The organism is Pseudomonas sp. S07E 245 (assembly GCF_019599025.1).
Taxonomy (GTDB): Bacteria; Pseudomonadota; Gammaproteobacteria; order Pseudomonadales; family Pseudomonadaceae; genus Aquipseudomonas; species Aquipseudomonas shirazensis.
This window is the reverse complement of sequence record NZ_CP080625.1, coordinates 5,147,847-5,173,112: the sequence shown is the minus strand read 5'-3', so window position 1 is coordinate 5,173,112 and position 25,266 is coordinate 5,147,847. Positions and strand designations below refer to the sequence as shown.

Here is a 25,266-nt window from a genome sequence, read left to right as displayed (position 1 = left end):
TGATTCTTAATCACGCGGTATGGCTTCGCAGGTGGGTTTGCCACTGCGCTTGTGTCATCATGCTGCGACCGCCGGATAGCACTTTTATACCTTATCTATGAATAGATCCCACGCACTGCTGCTCACCTTCGCCCTGCTGCAGGGCTGCCAAAGCCTGGCCCCGCAGAACGCCGCCGAGCCGCCTGCTGCAGAGGCCGCCAAGGCTGCGCAGGAAAAGCCCGTGGTGTACGGATCGTTCAAGCCGGAAACCCTCTACAGCCTGCTCGTCGCCGAGTTGGCCGGCCAGCGCAACCGTTTCGATATCGCCCTGGCCAACTACGTGGACCAGGCCGAGAAAACCCAGGACCCAGGCGTCTCCGAGCGGGCCTTCCGCATTGCCGAGTACCTTGGTGCCGACGAACCGGCGCTGGATACCGCGCTGATCTGGGCCCGCAACGACCCGGACAACCTCGACGCCCAACGCGCCGCCGCGATCCAGCTGGCGCGTGGCGGGCGCTACGACGAGTCGATGGTATTCATGGAAAAGGTCCTGCAAGGTCAGGGCGATACCCATTTCGACTTCCTCGCGCTGTCTGCAGCCGAAACCGATCAAAGCACCCGGGATGGCTTGATGCAGAGCTTCGAGCGCCTGCTGGTGAAGTACCCCGAGAACGGCCAGCTGATCTTCGGCAAGGCGCTGCTGCTCAATCAGGACGACAAACCGGAGCAAGCGCTGGCTCTGCTGGAGCAGCACCCACCGCAAAATGGCGAAATCGCTCCGATCCTGCTCCGTGCACGCCTGCTGCAAGCCCTCGACCGCGGCCCTGAAGCATTGCCACTGCTGCGCCGAGCAATCCGCGACAACCCGGAAGACAAGCGCCTGCGCCTGACCTATGCGCGCACCTTGGTCGAACAGGACCGCATCGGCGACGCCAAGGCCGAGTTCGAAAGCATGCTCCAGCAGTACCCGGAGGATGACGAACTGCGCTATTCCCTGGCGCTGGTATGCCTGGAAAACAAGGACTGGGACGAGGCCGAAGGCTATCTGCAAGAGCTGGTCGAACGCGACAGCAACGTCGATGCCGCGCACCTCAACCTGGGCCGGATCCGCGAGCAGCGCAACGACCCGCAAGCGGCACTGCGCGAATACGCAATGGTGGGCCCAGGCGCTGACTACTTGCCGGCGCAACTGCGCCAGGCCGACATCCTCATCGCCAACGGCCGCGGCCGCGAGGCCTCGCGCCTGCTCGCCGAAGCCCGCGAAGCACAGCCCGACTACGCCATCCAGCTGTACCTGATCGAGGCCGAAAGCTACGGCAACAACGACAAGCCGGCGCAGGCCGACCAGGTCCTGCAGCAAGCTATCAAGCGCTACCCGGACGACATCAACCTGCTTTATACCCGCGCCATGCTCGCCGAAAAGCGTGACGACCTCGGCCAGATGGAAAAGGACCTGCGCGCCATCATCACCCGCGAGCCGGAAAACGCCATGGCCCTGAATGCCCTCGGCTACACCCTGGCCGACCGCACCACGCGCTATGCCGAAGCCAAAGCCCTGATCGAAAAAGCCCACCAACTGACCCCGGACGACCCTGCCGTGCTCGACAGCCTTGGCTGGGTGAACTATCGCCTGGGCAATCTGGATGAAGCCGAGCGCTACCTGCGCCAGGCGTTGGTGCGCTTCCCCGATCACGAAGTGGCAGCCCACCTGGGCGAAGTGCTCTGGGCCAATGGCAAGCGCCGCGAAGCGCGCCAGGTCTGGGCCAAAGCCTTCGAAACCCAACCCGACAGTAGTGTCCTGCGCAAGACCGTCTTGCGCCTGACCGGATCAGAGACTCTCTAAGCCATGTTTTTGCGTCATTGCCTTACCTTTACCCTGATCGCCGTGCTCGCTGGCTGCAGCAGCTTTGGTAGTCGTGAAGCCGTGCAGGGCCAGGGCGACCCACAACTGTGGCGTCAACACAAACAACAGCTGAGCAGCCTCGACGGCTGGCAGATCAACGGCAAGGTCGGCATCCGCGCGCCCAAGGACTCCGGTAGCGGCACCTTGTTCTGGCTGCAGCGCCAGGATTACTACGACATCCGCCTGGCTGGCCCGCTCGGCCGCGGTGCCGCGCGTCTGACCGGTCGTCCCGGGGGCGTGGTGCTGGAGGTAGCCAACCAGGGCCGCTATGAAGCGCCGAGCCCAGAGGCTCTGCTCGCCGAACAGCTTGGCTGGGAATTGCCGGTGTCGCATCTGGTCTGGTGGGTGCGCGGCCTGCCCGCCCCCGACAGCAAGAGCCAACTGATCCTCGACCAGGACAGCCGCCTGGCCAGTCTGAATCAGGATGGCTGGCAGGTGCAGTACCTGAGCTACACCGAGCAGAATGGCTACTGGCTGCCAGAGCGAATCAAGCTGCATGGCAAGGACATCGACGTCACCCTGGTGGTCAAAGACTGGCAACCGCGGCAACTGGGGCATTGATCGATGACCACGCTGAGCCTGCCGGCACCGGCCAAGCTGAACCTGTGGCTGCATATCATTGGCCGCCGCGATGACGGTTACCATGAGCTGGAAACCGTGTTTCAGTTTCTTGACCACGCTGACCAGTTGCGCTTTGCCCTGCGCGACGACGATCAGGTGCGCCTGCAGACGGACGTCCCCGGAGTCGACCACGACAGCAACCTGATCGTGCGCGCTGCGCGCCAATTGCAGCAGCAGTCAGGCTGCACTCAAGGTGTGGATATCTGGCTGGAGAAGCTTCTGCCCATGGGCGGCGGCATTGGCGGCGGCAGCTCCGACGCCGCGACCACCTTGCTCGGCCTCAACCATCTGTGGCAACTGGGCTGGGACCTTGATCGCCTGGCTGCGCTGGGACTGAGCCTGGGCGCCGATGTACCGGTGTTCGTGCGCGGCCATGCGGCCTTCGCCCAAGGTGTTGGCGAGCAGCTCACCCCGGTCGATCCGGTCGAGCCGTGGTATGTCGTGCTGGTGCCGCAAGTGTCTGTCAGCACAGCGGAAATTTTTTCACATCCGCAGTTGACACGTGATTCCCTCCCCCTTAAGATGCGCCCCGTTCCCGAGGGAAACAGTCGAAATGACTGCCAACCGGTGGTAGAGCAAAGTTACCCGGAAGTTCGCAATGCGTTGAATCTTCTTGGTAAATATACTGAAGCTCGATTAACCGGTACTGGAAGTTGCGTGTTTGGGGCCTTCCCAAGCAAAGCCGAAGCTGATAAAGTTCTGGCCCTTCTTTCAGAGACTCAAACAGGGTTTGTGGCAAAAGGAAGCAACGTTTCGATGTTGCATCGCAAGCTACAGAGTCTGCTCTAGAAGTCGAGTACACAGTACTCGCAGCAACAGATACAGGGGCGTCGCCAAGCGGTAAGGCAGCAGGTTTTGATCCTGCCATGCGTTGGTTCGAATCCAGCCGCCCCTGCCATTTTCCTATACTCATCCAGGTATACCCTCAGCCTTCAGGTACTGCGCGTGTCCAAGATGATGGTCTTTACGGGGAACGCTAACCCCGATCTGGCTCGACGTGTCGTACGTCAGCTGCATATCCCACTTGGTGATGTTTCTGTCGGTAAGTTCTCCGACGGTGAGATCAGCACTGAGATCAATGAAAACGTCCGCGGTAAAGACGTCTTCATCATTCAGCCGACTTGCGCTCCGACCAACGATAATCTGATGGAACTGGTAGTGATGGCCGACGCCTTCCGCCGCTCCTCAGCCTCCCGAATCACCGCCGTGATTCCTTACTTCGGATACGCCCGCCAGGACCGCCGTCCGCGTTCGGCACGTGTAGCCATCAGCGCCAAAGTTGTCGCTGACATGCTCACTGTCGTGGGTATCGACCGTGTTCTCACTGTCGACCTGCACGCTGACCAGATCCAGGGTTTCTTCGATATCCCGGTCGACAACATCTACGGTTCGCCCGTATTGGTCGACGATATCGAAGACCAGCGTTTCGAGAACCTGATGATCGTCTCCCCAGACATCGGTGGCGTCGTGCGTGCACGGGCTGTTGCCAAGTCGCTGGGTGTCGATCTGGGTATCATCGACAAACGCCGTGAAAAGGCTAATCACTCCGAAGTGATGCACATCATCGGCGACGTCGAAGGGCGCACTTGCATCCTGGTAGACGACATGGTCGACACCGCCGGCACACTGTGCCACGCGGCCAAGGCTCTGAAAGAACACGGCGCTGCCAAGGTTTACGCCTATTGCACGCACCCGGTTCTGTCGGGCCGAGCGATCGAGAACATCGAGAAGTCGGTACTCGACGAGCTGGTGGTGACCAACACCATCCCGCTGTCGGCCGCTGCTCAAGCCTGTGACCGTATCCGCCAGTTGGATATTGCACCGGTTGTCGCTGAAGCGGTTCGCCGCATCAGCAACGAAGAATCGATCAGCGCGATGTTCCGCTAAGCGGAACCCCGTTGACGAAAAGCGCCCCGCCCCGACCCTTATGTCGGGGCGGGGCTTTTTTGCCCACCCCGTTTGGCGCTGGTCGCAAACGCCTGCGGGTGCTGGCTATTTTGGAGAAACAAAATGACTGATTTTACCCTGAACGCAATCAAGCGTACTGACCTGGGGAAAGGTGCGAGCCGCCGCCTGCGTCACACGCAGAGCATCCCTGCCGTCATCTACGGTGGCAACAAAGAAGCTGAGTCCGTGACCTTCGTTCTGAAGGAAATCGCCAAGCTGTTCGAAAACGAAGCTGCCTTCAGCCACGTGATCGAGCTGAACGTTGACGGCGCCAAGCAGAACGTCATCGTCAAGGCTCTGCAGCGTCACCCGGTCAAGCAGTTCATCATGCACGCCGACTTCATCCGTGTTGTCGCTGGCCAGAAACTGACCGCTCAGGTTCCAGTGCACTTCATCAACGAAGAAGCACCGATCAAGAAAGGCGGCGAGATCTCGCACGTTGAAGCTCAGATCGAAGTTTCCTGCGAAGCCAAAGACCTGCCAGAGTTCATCGAAGTTGACCTGGCTAACGCTGAAATCGGCACCATCATCCACCTGTCGGACCTGAAAGCTCCTAAAGGCGTAGAGTTCGTAGCTCTGGCCCACGGTGATGACAAAGCTGTTGCCAACGTTCACGCTCCGCGCGTTGTTGCTGACGCTGAAGAAGGCGCTGCTGAGTAATCTACTCGGCGCGCCGGTGTTGACCGGGTTACAGTGCCCAGCACTGTGACCCACCAACTCCAAGGAAGAGCCCCTACGTGACCGCCATCCAGTTGATCGTCGGCCTGGGTAACCCCGGCCCCGAATACGAACAGACCCGGCATAACGCAGGGGCTCTTTTCGTTGAACGCATTGCCAGCGCCCAGCGGGTTTCACTCACTGCTGACCGCAAATATTTCGGCCTGACGGCAAAATTCAGCCATCAGGGCAACGACGTTCGTCTGTTGATCCCCACCACCTACATGAACCGCAGCGGCCAGTCCGTGGCGGCCTTGGCCAATTTCTTCCGGATCAAACCGGAGGCCATTCTGGTGGCTCACGACGAACTCGACCTGCCTCCGGGCGTCGCCAAACTCAAACGAGGTGGCGGCCACGGTGGGCACAACGGGCTGCGCGACATCATCGCGCAACTCGGCAACCAGAACGACTTCCATCGCCTGCGGCTTGGCATCGGCCACCCAGGTGACGCCAAGCTGGTCTCCAACTTCGTCCTTGGCCGCGCACCGCGCGCCGAACAGGACAAGCTCGACGCCAGCATCGACTTTGCCCTCGGCGTGCTGCCGGACGTGCTCGCCGGCGACTTCGCCAAGGCCATGCGCGAGCTGCACTGCCAGAAGGCCTGATCTCACCAAGAGGGGAATTTCCATGGGTTTCAATTGCGGCATCGTCGGCCTGCCCAACGTCGGCAAGTCCACCCTGTTCAACGCGCTGACCAAGTCCGGCATCGCGGCTGAGAACTTCCCCTTCTGCACCATCGAGCCGAACAGCGGTATCGTGCCGATGCCGGATGCGCGCCTCGCGGCTCTGGCTGAAATCGTCAAGCCGAACCGCATCCTGCCGACCACCATGGAGTTCGTCGACATCGCCGGCCTGGTTGCTGGTGCCTCCAAAGGTGAAGGCCTGGGTAACAAGTTCCTCGCCAACATCCGCGAGACCGACGCCATCGCCCACGTGGTGCGCTGCTTCGAAGACGAGAACGTGATTCACGTCTCCAACAGCGTCGACCCCAAGCGTGACATCGAGATCATCGACCTCGAGCTGATCTTCGCCGACCTCGACAGCTGCGAGAAGCAACTGCAGAAAGTCACCCGCAATGCCAAGGGCGGTGACAAGGAGGCCCTAGCGCAGAAGGCCATCCTCGAGAAGCTGATTCCGCACTTCACTGAAGGCAAACCAGCGCGCAGCCTGATGAAGACCATGGGTGACGACGAGAAGGCCGTGATCCGTGGCTTCCATCTGCTGACCAGCAAGCCGGTGATGTACATCGCCAACGTTGCTGAAGACGGCTTCGACAACAATCCGCACCTGGATGTAGTGCGCGCGATTGCTGAAGAAGAAGGCGCGGTGGTGGTGCCGGTATGCAACAAGATCGAGGCCGAGATTGCCGAGCTCGATGACGGCGAAGAGAAGGACATGTTCCTCGAAGCCCTGGGCCTGGAAGAGCCTGGCCTGAACCGGGTGATTCGCGCCGGTTACGAGCTGCTCAACCTGCAGACCTACTTCACCGCCGGTGTGCAGGAAGTACGCGCCTGGACTGTGCGCATCGGTGCCACCGCACCGCAGGCGGCTGGCGTGATCCACACCGACTTCGAGAAAGGCTTCATCCGTGCTGAAGTAGTCGCCTATGACGACTTCATTCAGTTCAAAGGTGAGAGCGGCGCCAAGGAAGCAGGCAAGTGGCGCCTGGAAGGTAAGGATTACATCGTCAAAGACGGCGATGTGATGCACTTCCGCTTCAACGTCTGATTGGTTTCAGGTTGATGTGAAAAATCCGATGCCTTGGCGTCGGATTTTTTTTGTGGCGTATTCAACAAGGAAGCAGAGCAGCATGGAACAGCAGATTATTCTTATGCGTCATGGCGAGCCGCAACTGGCTGTGACCAGTCGAGTTGCCCTCGGTGACATGCGGGGTTGGATCGAAGACTATGATCGCTCAGTCATCACCCAAGACCCTGCACCTGCTGCCAGCGTGCAGTTGGCGGCTGGTGCGCAGGTAATTGCCTGCAGCAGCGCGCCGCGTGCGCTGAGCTCGGCGCAGGCGCTTGGGGTCGAGCCTGCTGTGGTTGATGCGGTGTTCTGCGAGGCGCAGTTGCCGGGTGGCCGTGGGCGGTTGGCGAAGCTTTCGCCGTTTACCTGGGCGGCTGTGCTGCGGGTGCTGTGGTTGTGCGGCTATTCGGCGGGGGTTGAGTCGGCCAAGGCAGCCGGGGCGCGGGCGGATGACGGGGCTCGGCGGTTGCAGTCGATGGCTGAGGGTGGGCCGGTGTTGTTGGTTGGGCACGGGATCATGAATCGGTTGATTGGCAAGCGGTTGCGGGCAGCAGGCTGGGTGCCACAGGCGTCCGGTAATAGCGGGTATTGGAGTGCTGTGGTGTATCGCCGCTGCTGAGTGGTTTTTGCCTACGGTTGTAGTGGGGGCTTATCCGAATTTTGACCCGCAAAGCATCTAAGAAAATCACCGGATACATCGGCTCCAGTGGCCGCTGGTGCCATGCGCCAATTTCTTCCATGACCTCATCGGTCACGGAGCTGATGAAGTCGGGCGAGACCTCTGTTCCGTACTGCTCGGAAAGAAAAGCCCGGATCTCTCTGACTGTCATCCCACGGGGCCACTCAGCCCGGCACGCGCCCCTCATAAGTCGAGGCTACCCTGCGAGCTTTGCAGATAAATTGTATAGGGCAGCAACAGGGTGTCGATAACCCCGGATGGGATCAAGTCGATGATCTGGAGGGGAATCATGGCCGGCGCGGCAGGGTCCCGCTCAGTCACCTGCGGTGGGCCATGCATCACACACAAGTCATACGACAGCCCACTATAAACACGCGGAACAGTCTCGCACCGGGTCTTTGCTTTTCTCAGCGAGTTTATCGTGTCGGCATCCGAACTAAATACCGTATTGATGGTGCCGCACCCGGACAGTACCGCACCCAACAACACATATAATGTAAGTTTCCTTAGCATCACTCACTCTCACTTAAACGTCGTTAACTGCGAAGCGGTTGACTCCGCACACTACCTCCAGTTTGAACAAGACACTGTCGAAGGACGGGCATTTCCTGGAGACTTCCACAACACGGACCACTACTTTAGTTAGTTGCAGGCCACTCTCGAATAAGACAATTCCTAAATCGTGCAGGCGCATTATCAATTCAGCGGATTGAACCCTGACAGCAGCAGATCGGTACAATTTTGGCCCCCATTTCTCGGTCATCTGGAGCAGCACGCATAAAGGCTGATCATCAGCCGGCTGACCAGACGGCGATCAGCCCACCGCATCAGTTCACAAATCCCTGAACTAATTATTTCTCACAGCAGATTCTTCGCCCCGCAAACCCTGCGCAAAATCCGCCCACCATAATCACAATAACCGTGAGGCCACCGCAGTGGACCAGACCCTCCAGGTAAGCCAGGCCGCCGCCGAGCTGGTAGCCGCCTTTGCCAGCAACGACACCCAGCGCTACTTCGCCTGCTTCAGCGAAGACGCCAGTTTCGTCTTCCACACCCTCCCCCAGCCTCTGTTCTCGCGTCAGCAATACCAAACCCTCTGGCAGCAGTGGCAGGCGGATGGCTTCAAAGTGCTCGATTGCCAATCGAGCAACGCCAGCATCACCCTTCAGGGCGACCTGGCAATCTTCATCCACGATGTCGACACGCGCATCAGCCTGAACGGTGAAGAACAACAACTGGCCGAGCGCGAGACCATCCTGTTCCGCCGTCACGACTGCCGCTGGCTGGCGTGCCATGAGCATCTCTCGGTCGTTTCGCCAGCCTGACCCAGCAGCACACCTTGCGGCCCTGCCGCTTCTGCCAACGCACCCACAAAAGCGTCCGCGCCTTGCGCCGACCAACAACAACCGCGCTGGAGCATCAACATGAGCCACTCGACCGGTATCGAGAGCAATGGCGTCGAGCAAATCCCCGACGAGCAACGCCATGCCACCCCGCTAGACCTGTTCCGCCTGATCTTCGGCGGCGCCAATACCTTTGCCACTGCCGTGCTCGGCAGCTTCCCGGTGCTGTTCGGCCTTTCATTCCAGGCCGGCGTCTGGGCGATTCTGCTGGGCGTTGGCATCGGTGCCGTGATCCTTGCGCCCATGGGCCTGTTCGGAGCACTCAATGGCACCAACAACGCTGTATCGTCCGGTGCGCACTTTGGCGTACACGGGCGCATTGTCGGCTCATTTCTGTCATTGCTGACCGCCGTCGCGTTCTTTTCCCTGTCGGTGTGGAGCTCCGGCGATGCCTTGGTCGGCGGCGCCAAAAGGCTGATCGGGCTGCCGGAAACCGACCTGACTCTGGGTCTGGCCTATGGCCTGTTCGCGGTGCTGGTGCTGGTGGTGTGCATCTACGGTTTTCGCTTCATGCTGTGGGTCAACAAGATCGCCGTGTGGGCCTCGAGCCTGCTGTTTCTGCTGGGCATCTTCGCCTTCGCCGGGCCCTTCGACGCGGGCTACGCGGGTAGCGTCAATGTCGGCCAGGCGGGCTTCTGGGCGGCGTTTGTCGGTGCGGCGATCCTGGCCATGAGCAACCCGGTGTCGTTCGGTGCGTTTCTCGGCGACTGGTCACGCTACATCCCGCGCGAAACGCCAAAAGCGCGGATCATGCTGGCCGTTATTGGCGCCCAGGCCGCCACCTTGATCCCGTTTCTGTTCGGCCTGTGCACGGCCACACTGGTCGCCAGCCAGGCGCCTGACTACATCGCTGCCAACAACTATGTCGGCGGCCTGCTGGCGATTTCGCCGAGCTGGTTCTTCTTGCCGGTGTGCCTGATTGCGGTAATCGGTGGCATGTCGACCGGTACCACCGCGCTGTATGGCACCGGGCTGGACATGTCCAGCGTGTTCCCGCGGCTGCTCAGCCGCGCGGCGGCCACGCTGCTGATTGGCGTGGCAGCAATCGGCTTTATCTTCCTTGGCCGCTTTACCTTCAACCTGGTGCAGAGCGTGTCGACCTTCGCCGTGCTGATCATCACCTGCACCAGCCCATGGATGGTGATCATGATTCTTGGCCTGATCACCCGCCGTGGCTTCTACCATGCCGACGACCTGCAAGTGTTCACCCGCGGCCAGCGCGGCGGCCACTACTGGTTTCTGCATGGCTGGAACTGGCGCGGCATGGGCGCCTGGCTGCCCAGCGCGGCGCTGGGCCTGTGCTTCGTCAATCTGCCGGGGCAATTTGTCGGCCCGCTGGGTGAACTGGCCGGCGGCATCGACGTCAGCCTGCCGGTAACCCTGGGCGTGGCCGCCCTGCTCTACCTGGGCTTGCTCAGGCTGTTCCCTGAACCTGCTGGCGTGTACGGGCCGAATGGTCCGCGCTGGGTGCGCTGCAAAAGCACTACGCCCCAACCAGTAACCTCTGCCGCCAAACTGGCCTGACTGGAATCCCCCCCATGAACATCTCTCACTATATCGATGGCTGCTGGGTCGAAGGCCAAGGCACTGACTGCATCACCGTCCACGACCCCGCGCTGGGCGTGCCGTTCGCCGAGCTGATGGCCGCCAGCACGGCCCAGGTTGACCTGGCGGTTACCGCCGCGCGACAGGCGCTGCCTGCCTGGAAAACCACCCCGGCAAGTGAACGCGCCCGGCTATTGCACGGCTTCGCCGAGCAGCTGACGGCGCGTCGTGAAGCGTTGGTCGCCCTGCAGATGCGCAACAACGGCAAGCCCCGCCACGAGGCTGAAGTCGACCTCGATGACGCCGTTGCGACTTTCACCTATTACGCAGCGCTGGCCGAGCAATCGCCGGCGAGCAACCGCGAAGTACCCTTGGCAGTGCCAGGCTTCACCTCGCGTACGCGGCTGGAACCGATCGGTGTGGTTGGCTTGATCGTGCCGTGGAACTTCCCGCTGGTGACCAGCGCCTGGAAGCTCGCCCCGGCCCTGGCGGCAGGCTGCACGGTGGTGCTCAAGCCCTCCGAAGTCACGCCACTGGTGGAGCTGGCCTACGGCGAAATCGCCAGTCAGATCGGCCTGCCCGCAGGCGTGCTGAACATCGTCAATGGCAAGGCCGAGACTGGTGCCGCACTGAGCGGCCACCCCGGCCTGGACAAGCTGTCATTCACCGGCAGCAATGGCGTTGGCAGCCAGGTCATGCGTGCCTCAGCGGCGCACTGCCGGCCGCTGACCCTGGAGCTGGGCGGCAAGTCGGCAATCATTGTGTTCGACGATTGCGACGTGCAGCAGGCAGTTGACTGGATCATCGCCGGCATCACCTGGAACGCCGGCCAGATGTGCTCGGCGACCTCGCGTTTGCTGGTGCAGGAAGGCATCGCCGACGCGCTGCTCAGCAACTTGCAGCGTGCTTTGACTCAACTGCGGGTGGGGAATCCGTCACGCGAAGAAGTCGACATGGGCCCGCTGACCAGCCAGGCGCAGTGGCTGAAAGTGGCAGGTTACTTTGCCAGCGCGCGCGATGAAGGCCTGCGCTGCCTGGCCGGCGGCAAGGCGCTGGACCGCGACGGCTGGTTTGTCAGCCCGACGCTGTATGTCGATGTGCCCGCGAGCAGCCGCCTGTGGCAGGAAGAGATCTTCGGCCCGGTACTCTGCGCGCGGCGTTTCAGCACCGAACAGCAGGCAATCGAGCTAGCCAATGACAGCCGCTTCGGCCTCGTAGCCACGGTATGCTCCAGCGACCTGCAGCGCGCCGAACGGGTCGCCGACAGCCTTGAAGTCGGCCATGTCTGGATCAACTCGGTGCAAGCGGTGTTCGTCGAAACGTCCTGGGGCGGTACGAAGGCCAGCGGCATTGGCCGCGAGCTGGGGCCATGGGGGTTGTCGGCCTATCAGGCAGTCAAGCATGTGACCCGCTGCCTGGGCTAGCCGACGCGCCCCTTGGCCAGCAAGGGGCGCGCCGCTACCACGATCAGGCGGGTTCGTCGGCGGGCTTGGGCGCTTCCTGCACCAGCACCATGCTCTGCGGCGAAGACAGCGGAATGTCGGCATCGCGCAAGCGGCCGAGCACGGTGAACAGCAGGTCGCTGCGGGTGCCGGAGACCTGCCGCGGGCTGGCCACATAGCCGCTGACGCTCAGCGTCATGCCACTGGCGGTAAGGTCCTTGAACGTCACCGAGGGCGCCGGCGCATCCAGAATCGCCTCGTGCTCGTGGTACGCCGCCATCAGCAGGTCGCGCACCTGATCAGGGTCGGTTTCCAGCGGCAGGGTCAGGGTGATACCCACCACACCCAGCGCATTGCCCATGGTCACGTTGCGCACGTTCTGCGAGATGAACTGCGAGTTCGGCACGATTACCGTCGAACGGTCGGACATCTGGATCTCGGTGGCGCGCACGTTGATCCGGCGGATATCGCCTTCGACGCCAGCCAGGCTGACCCAGTCGCCGACCTTGACCGGGCGCTCGGTGAGCAGGATCAGGCCGGAGATGAAGTTCTGCACGATCTGCTGCAGGCCGAAACCGATACCCACCGACAACGCACTGACCACCCAGGTCAGGCTGGTCAGGTTGATGCGCAGGGTCGTCATCACCAGCATCGCCAGGAACAGGAAGCCCAGATAGCCGACCAAGGTCACCAGCGAGGCACGCATGCCGGCGTCCATATCGGTCTCGGGCAGCAGACGCTCGCTCAGCCAGCGCTTGACCACACGAATGGCAAACAGCCCACCGAGGAACATCGCCACAGCGATGAAAATATCCTGCGGCACGATGTTCAGATTGCCGAGCACCTTGCCGCCGCTGCCGTCCCAATCAGCCAGGCTCATCAGCAGCTCGCTAGGGCTGGTGCCGGACGGCATCAGCGCCAGCAGCGCCGCGAGGAACAGCAGCAGGGTGCGACCTATACCAGCCAGAACAGTGCTCGCCTGGGCCTGATGACGCGGCTTCAAGCCGAGCGTCGAAGCCAACGCCAGGCCACCAGGCTGGCGTGGCGAGAGCAGGGTTTCGCAGAGGTCGCCGAATACCGTCACCAGCAGGTAGGCGCAGGTGACGACCACGCTGATCCAGAGCATTTTCGCCGCGAGGAAGTACGCCAGGGTCAGGTAGCCCGCCAGCAATGCCAGCAGGATCAGCAACACCCAGACCACGATCACGAACGGGATCAGCCCGGCGAGGCCGCTTGGTCGCTCGATCTGGTGCTTGCGTCGGGTGCGGCGGTAGCGCACCAGGGCGGCGAAGAACACCAGCGACACCACCAAAGCGGTCAGGCCATTGGTGGCAACGGTCAACGCCAGGCTGGTGCCAATCACACTATTGATCCGCTCCTGGGTCAACAGCACCATCAGCGCTACGGCCAGCACCTTGGGGAACCAGCCCAGCGCGCTGGCCACTTCGTCGGGGATCGGCGGCAGCCGCCAGGACGGCCGCTGCAGCATCAGCATGGCCCGGCCCAGGCCGGTGATGAAGGCACTGAATACCACCAGCGTCAGCACGTGGTTGATCAGGCTGGCGATATCGGCGCCCAGCTCGGCGCTGGTCTCCAGCCCCCAGCGCACCAGCGACACCGAACCGGCAATGGTCGCCAGCGTGGCCAGGCTGACGCCCAGCGCCAGGGCGCTGCGGCGCAGGCGGCCTTCAGGCAGCCAACGGACCATCGCATCGGCCAGCAGACGCTCGACCAGCAGACGCGCCAATGTCCATACCAGCAGCGCGGCGACCAGGCTGGCGATGAACAGCCAGCGGTGTTCAGGGCTGAGCGCGCTGGCCAGGGCATCACTGGCCTCGGTCTTCAAGGCCTGCAAGCGGGCGACGTCATCGTCGGTCGGGCGAATCATGCTTGACCAGAACGCTGGGCTCAGTGGGCTGGCGGCGCGGCTGGTGACCTGCGAGTTGAACTGGCTGCGGCGCAGGTTGACGATCTGGGTCGACAAGTCACGCGCTGACTGAGTCAGCTGGGTGGCGTTCTTCTGCTCGGCCAGTAGCTTCTTCTTGTCACTGGTGAGCTGCTGACGCTGGCGGGTGATGCTTTCGCCCTCGTCGGGCAGCACATCGCCAAGCACCTTGAGCTGATCATCCAGGCGAGTAATGTCGGTGGTGCGCACGGTGGTCAGCGCATCGGCCTGGCGCTGCACCTGCATGGCCGCCTGACGCAGCTGTGACAGCTGGTCGTCATTGGCATTGCTGGTAACGCCCTGGCGGATCTGGTCGAGCCGATCGGTCAACTGCTCCAGGCTGGCGTTTTCTTCCAGCGCCGGCATTTCCCCGGCCAGCAGTTGCGATACCGGCGTAGCGCCCGCCGACCAGGCCGGAGTCGCCACCCACATAAGCAGGGCCAGTAACCCCACACACAAACGGTCAAGGCTTACACGCCTCATCGAAATCACCTATAGACAGACTCTGCTGGCGGCGAATTCTACGCCGCTTGCCGGCTTAGGGAAGTGCCGTTTCTCGCTCCAGCAACTGCCGTTTACGCTCAACTCCCCAGCGGTAGCCGCTCAGATCACCGTCACGGCGAACGACCCGATGACAGGGGATGGCCACGGCGATGCGGTTGGCTGCACAAGCGAGTGCTACTGCCCGCACGGCTTTTGGCGCACCGATGCGCTCGGCGATATCGGTATAGCTGACGCGCTGGCCTGCCGGAACTTCACGCAAGGCCTGCCAGACCCGCTCCTGAAACGCCGTGCCCTGCACATCCAGCGGCAGGTTAAGGCCCAGCGCGGGTTGTTCAACAAAGCCCACTACCTGCGCGATCAACTGCTCGAAGCGGCTGTCTGCACCGATCAGTTCTGCGTTGGCGAACTGATCCTGCAGGTCATTGAGCAACTGCGCAGGGTCATCGCCAAGAAATATCGCGCAGACCCCACGCGCACTCTGTGCCACCAGAATCGCGCCCAGCGCGCACTGCCCAACGGCAAAGTAGATGGTCGCGCCTGCACCACGTGCGCGGTACTGCTTGGGCAACATGCCCAGGCGTTGGCCGGCGCCTTCGTAGAAGCGGCTGTTGGAGTTGTAGCCGGCATCGAACAGCGCTTCGGTCACGGTCGCCGCCTCGCCTTGCAAGCGCTCGCGCAGGCGCTGGGCGCGAAATGCCGAGGCATAAGCCTTGGGGGTAAGGCCGGTCTCGGCCTTGAACAGGCGGTGCAGATGAAACCGGCTGACCGCGAGCTCGGCCGCCAGTTGGTCAAGGCTGGGCAGGCTCTCACTGGTTTCGATCAGGCGGCAGGCGCGCGCAATCAATGCGGTACGCCGGGCGCTGGTAGTGTCGACAGGCTGCATGTCGCAGTCTCCTGGCTGGGATGGGCAAAGCGTGGCAGAGCCTCTGCCAGCGTTCACTCCGATTCTTGCGCTTGTTCCACTGGCACCTGGTCAGCCTACCGCACGCCACAGATACCACGCCGCAGCGGTCCGATAGGGGCTCAAGGGTAGTGCCAACGCGCGCATCTGCGCAGGCGTCGGCGCCTTGTCCAGAGCCTTGATGCGCCGATAACCCTCGCGCACACCAAAATCATCGACCGGAAGGATGTCCGAGCGCTCCAGGCAGTAGATCAGCAGCATCTCTACCGTCCAGCGGCCGACCCCACGCAACGTCACCAGCCGCTCGATCAATTCGTCATCGGCCATACCCAGCGCCTCGGCCCGGCTTGGCACCAGGCCGTCGAGGCGGGCCTGGGCGATGCCCTGCACAGTGGCCAACTTGTTCGCCGAAAAACCACACCCGCGCAGCGTCAACGGAGTGGTCGCCAGCAACTGCTGAGGGCTGGGAAACGCCGCCTCCGGATATAACGCGAGCATCCGCTGCAAGATCGCCTCGGCCGCGCGCGCGTGCAACTGCTGGTAGGCAATCGCCCGCACCAACGCCTCATAGGGCTCACGCCCGGGCGTAGCGCGATGCAGGCAAGGGCCTATCGTCGCAACATGGCGGGCCCAGTCAGCATCAATGCTGGCCAGATGAACGCTGGCCTGCTGCAGCCCCGCCGCGCTGAGGTCGGACACAATCATTGGCAAAAACCTGTGTTGAGCCTGATCGCCCATCTTAGCCCAGGCCTTTACCTGAACCCTACTTCACCCATAGAATTGAGAACCATTAACAAACGCATATAACTCTAGTTCAGGGCCATTGATCCGATGCAGATGAACGACACGCTCAAGCCGTCCGAGGTCGATCTGCTCTATCAAACCCACCACGCCTGGCTGCGTGGCTGGCTGCGGACTAGAGTCGGCTGTATGGAAAACGCTGCCGACCTGGCCCAGGACACCTTCGTCCGCCTGTTGCGGGCACGCCAGGTATCACCGCTGAAGGAACCCCGCGCTTATCTGAGCAGCATCGCCCGTGGCCTGATGATCGATCAGTTTCGCCGCCGTGCGCTGGAGCGGGCCTATCAGGACAGCCTGGCCTGCCTGCCCGAGGGCGAAGCGCCCAGTGAAGAGTACCGGCTGATCATTCTCGATACCCTCGAACGCCTGGATCGCGCCCTGCAGCAACTCAAGCCGCGGGTGCGCCAGGCGTTTTTGCTGGCACAGCTGGATGGCCTGAGCATTACCCAAATCGCCCTGCGCCTGGAGGTTTCCCGCGCCACCATCGAACGCGACCTGGCCAAGGCACTTGGCGTCTGCTACCGGTTGCGCTATGCCGACCTCTGAGCGCACGCCGGCGCAGGCCCAGGTCGATCAGGCCATCGACTGGCTGGTCAAGCTGCGTTTCGACGAGCCAAGTGCACGCACCCAGCGCCAGTTCCAGCAATGGCTTGCCAGCCATCCACATAATGCCCTGGCCTGGCAACGGGTCAGCGAGCTGAGCGAAGAGCTGGCCGGCCTGCCCAGCGACTTGAGCCGGCGTACCCTCGATGGCAGCCGCCGGCAGCCCATCAGCCGCCGCGATCAGCTCAAGCTGATGGCCGTGCTGGCGGTTGGCGGCAGCCTCGGCTGGGCGGCGCGTGAACCCCTCGGCCTGCAGGCACTGCTCGCCGACAGCAGTACCGGCACCGGCGAGCAACGCCAGGTGCAAGGCAGCGACGGCAGCACAATCCAGCTCAACACCGCCAGCGCCATCGACCTGCGCTACAGCAGCGATCAGCGCCAGTTGAGCCTGCTGCGTGGCGAGCTGACGCTGGACAGCAATGGCGCCGATAACCGGCCTTTCATCGTCAGTACTCGGGTGGGTCAGCTGAGCACGCAGAACGGGCAATTGTTGTTGCGCGAAAACGACGCCGGCTTGTTGCTGGCGGTGCGTCGTGGCTCAGTCACTGTTGACTCGCAGAGCAACCCGTTGCGACAGGTGCAGGCGGGCCAGGTAGTGCAATTGTCGATGTCTGGCGCCGCGTCAGCGGTGCAACTGCATGGCGATCCCTGGGCCTGGACCGACGGCGTGCTCAGCGTGCAGCAGATGCCCCTTGGCGAGTTCATCAGCGAGCTGTCGCGCTACCGGCCAGGGCTGTTGCGCTGTGCAGATGAGGTTGCTCGGTTGAGGGTGTCCGGTACCTACCAATTGGCCGATACCGAACAAATTCTGTTGCTGCTGGCGCGCACCCTGCCGGTGCGGATCGACTACCGCACACGCTACTGGGTCAGCATCGGCGCGGCCTGAAAAAAACTGAAAATAAATGAGGTGGAATCTCATTCTCGCTCGGCCTGAAGGAACAAAGCCCGAAAAGTGGACTTGATCATCTTCAGGAGCGCTGCATGATTCACCGCCGTCCCCACCGCCCCGATCGCCTGCGGCATGCCGTCCAGGCCGCCCTGCTCGGCCTCGGCCTGAGCGCCGCCGCTCTGCCCGTGCTGGTCCAGGCCGCCCCCGTCAGTCAGAACCAGCAACGTGACTGGGACATCGCCGCCGGCCCGCTGGCCAGCGCACTGGACCAGTTGGCCCGGCAAGGCGGCCTGAGTCTGTCGTTCGACGCCAACAGCCTGCAAGGCAAGACCACCCGAGGCGTGCAAGGCCGGTATGACAGTGCCCAGGCCTTGTCGATCGTACTGCAGGGCAGTGACGTGCAGGTTCAGCAGGAGAGCCCCAGCAGCTTCCTGCTGATCCCGGCAATCGACGCCGGCGGCGCGCTCGAGCTGGGCGCGACCAGCATCTCCAGCGACCGCCTGGGCGAGACCACCGAGCATTCCGGCTCCTACACCACCGGCGCGGTGACCATCGGCAAAACCGCCCAGAGCATCCGCCGCACCCCGCAATCGGTCACCGTGGTCACTCGCCAGCGGATCGACGACCAGAACATCACCAACCTGACCAACCTGCTCGAGCAGACCCCGGGTGTGGTGGTCAACATGACCGACAGCGAGCGCGTGCAGTACTACTCCCGCGGCTACGCGATCGACGCCATTCAGTACGACGGCGCCACCGTGGTGCAAGGCAGCGGCGGTGGCTCGTTTATTCAGAGCGACTCGGCAATCATCGACCGCGCCGAGATCCTGCGCGGCGCCACCGGCATGCTGCGCGGTGCCGGCAACCCGTCCGGTACCGTCAACCTGGTGCGCAAGCGCCCTAGTGCCGAGTTTCAGGGTGAAGGCAGCGTGACCCTGGGCAGCTGGGATGCCCAGCGCTATGTGGCCGATGTGTCCGGCCCGCTGACCGAAACCGGCAACGTACGTGGGCGGATGATTGCCGTGCACGACGACAAGGATCACTTCCAGAACTCGCGCATGGAGCGCAAAGAGGTGCTGTACGGCGTACTCGCCTTCGACCTCAGCGACAGCACCACGCTGACCACCGGCCTGGAATGGACCAAGCTCGACGCCACCGGCGCCTGGGGCAACCTGCCCGCCGACTTCGACGGCAAGCCGCTGCCGTTTGGCCGCAGCACCTACTTGGGGTCGGACTGGAACCGCTGGGATCGCAGCAATCTGCAGACTTTCGCCGAGCTGGAGCACCGCTTCGACAACGACTGGAAGCTCAAGCTGATGGCCCAGCGTACACACTTTGAGCTTGACGACCACGGCTTCAAGCAGACCTTCTTCAGCCGGCCCACTGGCACCAGCAATCCCTACCTGATGAATTACCAGGTCACCGAAGGAGATGGCGGCGAGAGCATCCAGAACAACCTCAGCGCCACTCTCAACGGCCCGTTCGACCTGCTCGGTCGCACCCATGAATTGATGCTCGGCGTCGAACGCATCCGCAACGACTCCTACGCTTCGGCCACCAACAACGTCGCCTCGGGGCAGTTCGATCTGCGCGACTGGGACCCGAAGACCAGCCTGCCGGAGCCGGATATCACCATCTTCGCGCACCCGGTGCGCACCCGTACCACCCAGCAGGCGGCCTATGCCACCTGGCGCATTTCGCTGGCCGAGCCGCTGACGGCGATCATCGGTGCGCGCAACAACTGGTACGACTACGAGCAGGAAAACAACGTCAAATCCAACGGCAAGTTCGCCGTCGACAACAAGATCGTGCCGTATGCCGCGCTGATCTATGACATCAACGACAACTTCAGTACCTACGCCAGCTACACCGAGATCTTCAACCCGCAGACCGCCACCGGGGTCAGCGGCGCGGTGCTCGAGCCGACTACTGGCGAAGCCTACGAGACCGGGATCAAGGGTGAGTTCTACGAAGGGCGGTTGAATACCTCGCTGGCGTTCTTCCGCATCTATCAGGTCGGCAACGCCCTGGATGACATCAGCGGCCCTAACCCGTGCCTGCCCAACTACACCAGCGGCTACTGCAAGGTCGCTGCCGGCAAGAACCGCAGCCAGGGCTTCGAGCTGGAGATTTCCGGTGAAGTGCTGCCGGGCTGGAACGTCGGCGGTGGCTACACCTACAACACCACCGAGTACCTGAAGGACACCAGCAACAGCACCGGCAACCCGATCCGTACCACCGACCCCAAGCGCATGTTGCGCCTGTTCACCAGCTACCGCCTGCCGGGCGAGCTGGAGGCGTGGACCATTGGCGGCGGGGTGCAGGCGCAGAGCGATATCTACAACCGCAATGGCACTGCCGAAGCGTCGCAGGCGGGCTATGCGGTGTACAACGGCATGGTCAACTACCGCTTCAACCAGCAGTACTCGCTGCAGCTCAACGCCAACAACATCTTCGACAAGAAGTACTACCGCCAGGTCGCGCCGACGCCAACCGGCTATTACTGGGGTGATCCGCGCAACGTTTCGGTGACCCTGCGCGGCAGCTTCTGAGCCTTCGCCGAGCGCTTACTCGGCGGCTGCCTTGAGCTTGCCGGCGCGGCGGTACGACTGCCGGGCAAAGCACACGAACAGCCCTGCCATCAGTGCCAGCGCCATCGGCAGGCCATGCGGTGCGGCGCCCATCGCGGCGCCGCTGAGCAGCGGCCCGATCAGGCTGCCGACGCCCCACAGCAGGCCGACGCTGGCATTTGCCGTGACCAGGTCGCGGCCCCTGAAGCGCTGGCCGATCAGCACCAGCGCCAAGGTGTAGATGCCGCCAGCCACTGCGCCCAGCAGCACCAGCATCGGCCATAACAGCCAGCTCATCTGCAGCAACCACGGCAGGCCAATACCGATCAGCATTGCTACCACCCCGCACAGCAAATGCAGGCCGGTGCGCTCGACCCGATCCGCCAACCAGCCCAGCGGCAGCTGGAACAGCATGTCGCCGGCAAACACCACGGTCACCATCAGCGCCGCCACGGCCACGGCAAAGCCATGACTGGTGGCATACACCGGCAGCAACGACAGTACTACCGCATCGAAGAACGAGAAGAACAGCACCGCCACACACAGCGCCGGTGCGACCCGGAAGAAACCCGCCAGGGTAAAGCTCTTGTCGTCTTCTTCAGCGTGTTCGACGTGGTCGTTGGGTACGGTCAATACGATGCACAGCAGGGCCAGGCCATAGCAGGCCGTGACCACCCCGGTGATCCACGGGCTATGCGCGCCGACCAGCGCCAGCATCGCCGGGCCAAGGACCTGAAAGCCGGTAAAACTGGTGGCGTACAGCGCCATGATCTTGCCGCGGTTGTGCTCCGGGCAAAGCTCGTTGACCCACGATTCACCCAGAATGATGGCGATCCCCATGCCCAGGCCAAGCCCCAGTCGCAACAGGGCCAGCAGCCAGATCGATGAGAACGCCCACTCCAACAGGCCGATGGACAGCGCGCACAAGCTGAAGCACAGCAAATAGATGGTGCGTCGGGTCAGGTAGCGGCAGCAGGCATCGACCAGAAACGCCGAGAGCATCATCCCCGCCGCCGGTATCGCCGCCATGATGCCGATCTGCAGGGTATTGGCACCGCTGTCCTGCAGCCGCAACGACACCAGCGGCAGGCTCGCCCCGAGGCTGAAACCCACAACCGATACGGCGAACAGAAGGCCCGCCAGCAAACGCATGTTCATTACCCACTCCTTGCATGCCGGCACGGCGGCACCTGCGGCCGCGTCGGCTGATAACCCTGAAAAATGACTGCACACAGGCGCCCATGGCCAGGCGCAATGGGCGCTGGTCGCAGCGGCGCGAATCAGTTCAGGGCAAGGTGTGGCGAGAAGGTGAAGGCAAACAGCACGCTGCGCCGCCGCTTGAGCACCGTGTCGCTCGGCCAGGCACGCCGACAGGCCTGGGCTGCAGGCTGAAGGGCTTGGAGGAGACGCTGACTACGGCGCATTGCATCGACTACGCAGGTAAAGAGGAAGCGGCACTCTAGGCCAAGGCTGGCGAGCGCGTCAATCCAGGGCATGCAAGGGCGGTGAAGCGAACCGTGCGCTTCACCGCCTCCAGGCCTACATGTCGTAACGCAGCGCCAGGCCAAAGGTACGTGGCGCACCGGCATCGATGATGTCGCCGCCACGGTTGTTGGTCACGTACTCCTTGTCGAAGGCGTTTTTGACAAAGCCGGACACCGCGATGTTCTTGGTGAGCTTGTACTCGCTGCTGAAGTTGGCCAGCACGTAGTTGTCGCTTCTGCGCTCACCGATAACCTGGCCCGCGGTATTGAAGTCGTATTGCGACGGCGCCGTGCTTTGGTAAGTCAGGTCGGTGTTGAAGGTAAGGCGTTCATTGACCCGATACAGCGCGCCCAGCGACATCTTGTACTTGGGCGCATAGAGGAACGCCTCGCCACTGCGGTCCTGGCCGTTGCCGGCAACGAAGTCCTTGTACTTGCCATCGTTGACCGAGCCACCCAAGGTCAGCGTCAGTTGCTCGCTGAGGTCTTTTTCGACAAACACTTCCAGGCCTTTGATGGTGCTGCGACCGGCGTTATACACATTGATTACGTTGCTGTTGTCCTGGCGTACGCTGACCTGCTGGTCTTTCCAGTCCGTGTAATAGAGGTTGGCGCGAGTGCGCAGGCTGCCTTCCATGAACGTCCCGCGATAGGACAGCTCATAGTTGGTGGTGTATTCCGGGTCATACGACTCGTGACCACTGCCGGAGCGCACGTTGACGCCGCCGCCGCGATAGCCTTTCTGCACCATGAAGCCGAGGAACTGATTGGCCGCCAGTTCATAGTTCAGACCCAGCTTGGGCAACAGGGCGTTGAACGATTCGCTGACTTGCCCCGGACTGGACAGGTCATCCTGCTTGACGTCGGTGTCATTGGTTTCGTGGTCGTAACGCAGGCCGGTGATCAACGTCCAGCGCGGCGCGAAGGTCCAGTTGACCTCACCGAATACAGCCTTGTTATCGATTGTCGTGTCGCCTTTGACGGTGGCGAACAAGGTGTCATCGAACAACAGTCGGTCATGGAATTTGTTGGTGCTGTGGCCGTAATAGGCGCCGATGAAACTCTTCACGTCATCCGAGCTGTAGTTCAGCCGCAGTTCCTGGCTGAACAAATTGCCATCGTGTGCACGGAGGATGACGTCGTTGCTCTCGGCGGTCTGGTCGAAGTCCAGGCGGTTGCTGTAATCGGAGCGGGTGTTGACGGTCATGCTGGTCAGCGACCAGGCATCACTCAGGCGATAGTCGACCTTGGCGCTGACGGTGTCCTGCTTGAGGTTGTCAAAGGCCTGGGTATTGGACGACACCTTGTAGTAGCGGACTTTGTCGTTCTCGCGCATGACCGAGTTGTCGCCCTGACGGTGCTCGCTGTGGGCATAAGTCAGCAGTACATCGAGATCGTCATTGGGCAGGATCAGCAACTTGCCGCGGGCATTGCTGGTGCGATGCGGGTTGGCATCCTTGCCCAGCGCGATATTGTCGATATAGCCGTCGCCGTCCTGGCGATCCACAGCGATACGCCCGGCGACCTTGCCCTCGACAATGGCGCCACCACCAGCAACGGCCAGGCCTTTTTCACCGTAGTTGCCAACGTTGGTCTGAGCAGAGAAGCTTGGGTCGAAGGTCGGATCCTTGGTCTTGATCACCACTGCACCGGCCAGCGAGTTGCGCCCTTGAGTGGTGGACTGCGGGCCAAGAAACACCTCGACCTGCTCGGTATCCCACAGCGGGTTCGGGCTCAAGGTCAGCGCCCGGTTCGGCTGCACAGCGCCATCGATATAGACCGACACGGCACCGTTCATGGTCGACGGCCCCTGGTCATCAAAACCGGACACCGGCACACCACGGATGCCCCAGTTCTCGTTGCCGGCCTGGCTGTATACCCCAGGCGTTCGCGCAAACACATCAACCAGGCTGTGATCGGCCTTGTCGCGCAGTTGCTGCTCGGTGACGACCACAACGCTGGACTGGGTCTGCTCGAGGGTGCGGTCGATCTTCTCGCCGGTCACCGTGATTGGCGCCATCTCGACCACGTTTGGTGATGCAGCGTTCGATGTTTCAGCGGCCCAGCCGCTATTGGCCAGGCACGCGGCAGCGCCCACAGCCAGGGCAAGCGTATTCTTCTTGAAATTCACGACCCGCTCCACTACGCCAGATATTGTTGTTTTGCGCAGGCCCACTGCTCGTTGCGGCCAGCGGGGCGGATTCTAAGTGAAAGTGAGCGTTATAGGAATAAGATTGATAATGACTCTTATTAACTTGCGGTGAGGCCGTATTGCGACCCCACTGCACTTGTCAGCGTTTGCCGGTAGACGGCAGCAATATTGCCAGCAGGCCAAACAGCGGCAGATACGAACAAAGCGCATACACGTATTCGATCCCGCGCAGGTCGGCCACGTAGCCCAGCAGCGCCGCACCGATGCCGCCAAAGCCGAACATCAGGCCGAAGAAGATCCCGGCGATCATGCCAACATTGCCCGGCACCAGCTCCTGGGCGTAAACGACGATGGCCGAGAATGCCGAAGCGAGGATAAAGCCGATCACCACACTGAGGATGGTGGTCCAGAACTGATCGGCGTACGGCAGCGCCAGGGTGAACGGCGCTACTCCGAGAATCGAGAACCAGATCACCGCCTTGCGCCCGAAGCGGTCGCCGATCGGCCCACCAAAGAACGTCCCCGCCGCCACCGCGCCAAGGAAAAGGAACAGGTGCAACTGCGAGCTGGCCACCGAAACGTCGAACTTTTCGATCAGGTAGAAGGTGAAATAGCTGGTGAAGCTGGCCATGTAGAAGTACTTGGAAAACACCAGCAAGCCCAACACCACCAATGCGCCAATCACGCGCTGGCGCGACAGGCCATGGGTCGCTTCTACCGCCTTGCGCGCCTTGGCCTGGTTGAGGTGCTCCTTGTACCAGCGGCGCAGCAGCAGGGTTACGCCGAAGAAGAACAAGCCAGCCAGGCCGAACCAGGCGACATGGGTCTGGCCGAACGGAATGACGATCGCTGCTGCCAGCAGCGGGCCCAGCGCCGAGCCGGCATTACCGCCGACCTGGAAGGTCGACTGGGCCAGGCCAAAGCGCCCACCCGAAGCCAGCCGGGCAATCCGCGATGTCTCGGGGTGGAATGCTGACGAACCGATGCCGACCAGCGCTGACGCCACCAGAATCATCGGGAAGCTGCCAACAAATGCCAGCATCACGATCCCGACCAAGGTGCACAGGGTGCCCAGCGGTAGCAGATTCGGCGTCGGCCGCTTGTCGGTGAAAAAGCCCACCCACGGCTGCAACAGCGACGCTGTGATCTGGAACGTCAGAGTGATCAGGCCGATCTGGGCGAAGCTCAAGTTGTAATTGGTCTTGAGCATTGGGTAGATCGCCGGCAGCACGGCCTGGATCAGGTCGTTGATCAGGTGCGCCAGCGCACAGAAGCCGATGATGCGCATCACCAGAGGGTTGGCACCTGAAGCCGTAGTTGCGCTGGAGGTGGTTTGAGAACTGCTGATGGCCATGGGCTCGACATCCGTCCGCGGGTTTGGGATCCGATTATCGGGAAACAAATCGATACATAGCTAGCTTTTTTACCATCG

General features: G+C 62.1%; 20 protein-coding genes, 1 tRNA gene and 2 pseudogenes. 15 read left to right on the top strand and 8 right to left on the bottom strand.

Annotated elements, in window-relative coordinates; all coding sequences use genetic code 11:
• Positions 1 to 97 precede the first annotated feature (97 nt).
• The 9 genes from K3F44_RS23795 to K3F44_RS23755 all read left to right on the top strand — a co-directional run bounded on the left by K3F44_RS23795 (position 98) and on the right by K3F44_RS23755 (position 7,535).
• Positions 98 to 1,822, top strand: coding sequence for a tetratricopeptide repeat protein (locus K3F44_RS23795; RefSeq protein ID WP_220633083.1), 1,725 nt, complete (start codon positions 98 to 100; stop codon positions 1,820 to 1,822).
• Positions 1,823 to 1,825: 3 nt separating this feature from the next.
• The gene (gene lolB / locus K3F44_RS23790) at positions 1,826 to 2,443 is read left to right on the top strand and encodes a lipoprotein insertase outer membrane protein LolB (RefSeq protein WP_150572749.1); all 618 of its coding nucleotides are present in this window, start codon (positions 1,826 to 1,828) and stop codon (positions 2,441 to 2,443) included.
• 3 nt (positions 2,444 to 2,446) lie between these two features.
• A complete protein-coding gene (ispE, locus tag K3F44_RS23785) occupies positions 2,447 to 3,292 on the top strand; it encodes a 4-(cytidine 5'-diphospho)-2-C-methyl-D-erythritol kinase (RefSeq protein WP_220633082.1) in 846 nt (281 codons plus the stop codon).
• Positions 3,293 to 3,326: 34 nt separating this feature from the next.
• Positions 3,327 to 3,401 (top strand) — tRNA-Gln (locus K3F44_RS23780).
• A gap of 47 nt (positions 3,402 to 3,448) precedes the next feature.
• Positions 3,449 to 4,390, top strand: a complete 942-nt coding sequence (locus K3F44_RS23775; protein WP_099773531.1) for a ribose-phosphate pyrophosphokinase — start codon at positions 3,449 to 3,451, stop codon at positions 4,388 to 4,390.
• A 123-nt stretch (positions 4,391 to 4,513) separates the two neighbouring features.
• Positions 4,514 to 5,110 carry a 50S ribosomal protein L25/general stress protein Ctc gene (locus tag K3F44_RS23770; protein ID WP_150570046.1) on the top strand — a complete coding sequence of 199 codons (597 nt, stop codon included), beginning with the start codon at positions 4,514 to 4,516 and terminating at the stop codon, positions 5,108 to 5,110.
• A 77-nt stretch (positions 5,111 to 5,187) separates the two neighbouring features.
• Positions 5,188 to 5,772 carry an aminoacyl-tRNA hydrolase gene (gene pth / locus K3F44_RS23765; RefSeq protein WP_101316482.1) on the top strand — a complete coding sequence of 195 codons (585 nt, stop codon included), beginning with the start codon at positions 5,188 to 5,190 and terminating at the stop codon, positions 5,770 to 5,772.
• 22 nt (positions 5,773 to 5,794) lie between these two features.
• The gene (gene ychF / locus K3F44_RS23760; RefSeq protein ID WP_101316480.1) at positions 5,795 to 6,895 is read left to right on the top strand and encodes a redox-regulated ATPase YchF; all 1,101 of its coding nucleotides are present in this window, start codon (positions 5,795 to 5,797) and stop codon (positions 6,893 to 6,895) included.
• Between the two features lie 82 nt (positions 6,896 to 6,977).
• A complete protein-coding gene (locus K3F44_RS23755; RefSeq protein ID WP_220633081.1) occupies positions 6,978 to 7,535 on the top strand; it encodes a histidine phosphatase family protein in 558 nt (185 codons plus the stop codon).
• 34 nt (positions 7,536 to 7,569) lie between these two features.
• Here the strand turns inward: K3F44_RS23755 and K3F44_RS23750 are convergent.
• Positions 7,570 to 7,764, bottom strand: a pseudogene (locus K3F44_RS23750) (transposase); the annotation flags it as partial.
• 14 nt (positions 7,765 to 7,778) lie between these two features.
• Entirely contained in the window at positions 7,779 to 8,108 is a 330-nt protein-coding gene (locus K3F44_RS23745) for a YceK/YidQ family lipoprotein (protein ID WP_101316476.1), read from the bottom strand.
• A gap of 422 nt (positions 8,109 to 8,530) precedes the next feature.
• Between K3F44_RS23745 and K3F44_RS23740 the strand changes: the two genes are divergently transcribed.
• From K3F44_RS23740 to K3F44_RS23730, 3 genes are all read left to right on the top strand, one after another.
• Positions 8,531 to 8,920, top strand: coding sequence for a nuclear transport factor 2 family protein (locus K3F44_RS23740; RefSeq protein ID WP_188035343.1), 390 nt, complete (start codon positions 8,531 to 8,533; stop codon positions 8,918 to 8,920).
• A 99-nt stretch (positions 8,921 to 9,019) separates the two neighbouring features.
• The gene (locus tag K3F44_RS23735; protein ID WP_220633080.1) at positions 9,020 to 10,522 is read left to right on the top strand and encodes a cytosine permease; all 1,503 of its coding nucleotides are present in this window, start codon (positions 9,020 to 9,022) and stop codon (positions 10,520 to 10,522) included.
• A gap of 14 nt (positions 10,523 to 10,536) precedes the next feature.
• Positions 10,537 to 11,967, top strand: a complete 1,431-nt coding sequence (locus tag K3F44_RS23730; RefSeq protein WP_220633079.1) for an aldehyde dehydrogenase family protein — start codon at positions 10,537 to 10,539, stop codon at positions 11,965 to 11,967.
• 43 nt (positions 11,968 to 12,010) lie between these two features.
• On the opposite strand, the gene K3F44_RS23725 is transcribed toward K3F44_RS23730, so the two are convergent.
• The 3 genes and pseudogenes from K3F44_RS23725 to K3F44_RS23715 all read right to left on the bottom strand — a co-directional run bounded on the left by K3F44_RS23725 (position 12,011) and on the right by K3F44_RS23715 (position 16,040).
• Complete coding sequence (locus tag K3F44_RS23725; protein WP_150570041.1) at positions 12,011 to 14,413, bottom strand: DUF3772 domain-containing protein; 2,403 nt, start codon at positions 14,411 to 14,413, stop codon at positions 12,011 to 12,013.
• A 55-nt stretch (positions 14,414 to 14,468) separates the two neighbouring features.
• Positions 14,469 to 15,272, bottom strand: a pseudogene (gene ada / locus K3F44_RS23720) (bifunctional DNA-binding transcriptional regulator/O6-methylguanine-DNA methyltransferase Ada); the annotation flags it as partial.
• Positions 15,273 to 15,407: 135 nt separating this feature from the next.
• On the bottom strand, positions 15,408 to 16,040 hold the full coding sequence (locus K3F44_RS23715) for a DNA-3-methyladenine glycosylase (RefSeq protein ID WP_220633078.1): 633 nt from the start codon (positions 16,038 to 16,040) through the stop codon (positions 15,408 to 15,410).
• A gap of 126 nt (positions 16,041 to 16,166) precedes the next feature.
• Between K3F44_RS23715 and K3F44_RS23710 the strand changes: the two genes are divergently transcribed.
• The 3 genes from K3F44_RS23710 (at position 16,167) to K3F44_RS23700 (ending at position 20,180) form a co-directional block, all read left to right on the top strand.
• Positions 16,167 to 16,682: a sigma-70 family RNA polymerase sigma factor gene (locus K3F44_RS23710; RefSeq protein WP_101316461.1), complete on the top strand. Its 516-nt coding sequence runs from the start codon at positions 16,167 to 16,169 to the stop codon at positions 16,680 to 16,682.
• Positions 16,669 to 17,625 (top strand): FecR domain-containing protein, encoded by a 957-nt coding sequence (locus K3F44_RS23705; RefSeq protein WP_220633077.1) that lies wholly within the window; start codon positions 16,669 to 16,671, stop codon positions 17,623 to 17,625. The genes K3F44_RS23710 and K3F44_RS23705 overlap by 14 nt, the downstream gene beginning before the upstream one ends.
• A 95-nt stretch (positions 17,626 to 17,720) precedes the next feature.
• Positions 17,721 to 20,180 (top strand): TonB-dependent receptor, encoded by a 2,460-nt coding sequence (locus K3F44_RS23700; protein WP_220633076.1) that lies wholly within the window; start codon positions 17,721 to 17,723, stop codon positions 20,178 to 20,180.
• Positions 20,181 to 20,195: 15 nt separating this feature from the next.
• Here the strand turns inward: K3F44_RS23700 and K3F44_RS23695 are convergent, their stop codons facing one another.
• From K3F44_RS23695 to K3F44_RS23685, 3 genes are all read right to left on the bottom strand, one after another.
• Positions 20,196 to 21,356, bottom strand: a complete 1,161-nt coding sequence (locus K3F44_RS23695; RefSeq protein ID WP_101316455.1) for an MFS transporter — start codon at positions 21,354 to 21,356, stop codon at positions 20,196 to 20,198.
• Positions 21,357 to 21,737: 381 nt separating this feature from the next.
• Positions 21,738 to 23,813 carry a TonB-dependent receptor gene (locus K3F44_RS23690; protein WP_220633075.1) on the bottom strand — a complete coding sequence of 692 codons (2,076 nt, stop codon included), beginning with the start codon at positions 23,811 to 23,813 and terminating at the stop codon, positions 21,738 to 21,740.
• A 160-nt stretch (positions 23,814 to 23,973) separates the two neighbouring features.
• Positions 23,974 to 25,188: an MFS transporter gene (locus K3F44_RS23685; protein ID WP_150572724.1), complete on the bottom strand. Its 1,215-nt coding sequence runs from the start codon at positions 25,186 to 25,188 to the stop codon at positions 23,974 to 23,976.
• Between the last annotated feature and the right edge of the window lie 78 nt (positions 25,189 to 25,266).

Coding starts and splice junctions, on each gene's coding strand:
- K3F44_RS23705 (WP_220633077.1), top strand. CDS start 16,669: ATGCCGACCTCTGAGCGCACGCCGGCGCAGGCCCAGGTCGATCAGGCC.
- K3F44_RS23745 (WP_101316476.1), bottom strand. CDS start 8,108: ATGCTAAGGAAACTTACATTATATGTGTTGTTGGGTGCGGTACTGTCC.
- K3F44_RS23770 (WP_150570046.1), top strand. CDS start 4,514: ATGACTGATTTTACCCTGAACGCAATCAAGCGTACTGACCTGGGGAAA.
- K3F44_RS23795 (WP_220633083.1), top strand. CDS start 98: ATGAATAGATCCCACGCACTGCTGCTCACCTTCGCCCTGCTGCAGGGC.
- K3F44_RS23700 (WP_220633076.1), top strand. CDS start 17,721: ATGATTCACCGCCGTCCCCACCGCCCCGATCGCCTGCGGCATGCCGTC.
- K3F44_RS23715 (WP_220633078.1), bottom strand. CDS start 16,040: ATGATTGTGTCCGACCTCAGCGCGGCGGGGCTGCAGCAGGCCAGCGTT.
- K3F44_RS23755 (WP_220633081.1), top strand. CDS start 6,978: ATGGAACAGCAGATTATTCTTATGCGTCATGGCGAGCCGCAACTGGCT.
- lolB (WP_150572749.1), top strand. CDS start 1,826: ATGTTTTTGCGTCATTGCCTTACCTTTACCCTGATCGCCGTGCTCGCT.
- K3F44_RS23725 (WP_150570041.1), bottom strand. CDS start 14,413: ATGAGGCGTGTAAGCCTTGACCGTTTGTGTGTGGGGTTACTGGCCCTG.
- K3F44_RS23730 (WP_220633079.1), top strand. CDS start 10,537: ATGAACATCTCTCACTATATCGATGGCTGCTGGGTCGAAGGCCAAGGC.
- K3F44_RS23710 (WP_101316461.1), top strand. CDS start 16,167: ATGCAGATGAACGACACGCTCAAGCCGTCCGAGGTCGATCTGCTCTAT.
- K3F44_RS23735 (WP_220633080.1), top strand. CDS start 9,020: ATGAGCCACTCGACCGGTATCGAGAGCAATGGCGTCGAGCAAATCCCC.
- ychF (WP_101316480.1), top strand. CDS start 5,795: ATGGGTTTCAATTGCGGCATCGTCGGCCTGCCCAACGTCGGCAAGTCC.
- ispE (WP_220633082.1), top strand. CDS start 2,447: ATGACCACGCTGAGCCTGCCGGCACCGGCCAAGCTGAACCTGTGGCTG.
- K3F44_RS23695 (WP_101316455.1), bottom strand. CDS start 21,356: ATGAACATGCGTTTGCTGGCGGGCCTTCTGTTCGCCGTATCGGTTGTG.
- K3F44_RS23685 (WP_150572724.1), bottom strand. CDS start 25,188: ATGGCCATCAGCAGTTCTCAAACCACCTCCAGCGCAACTACGGCTTCA.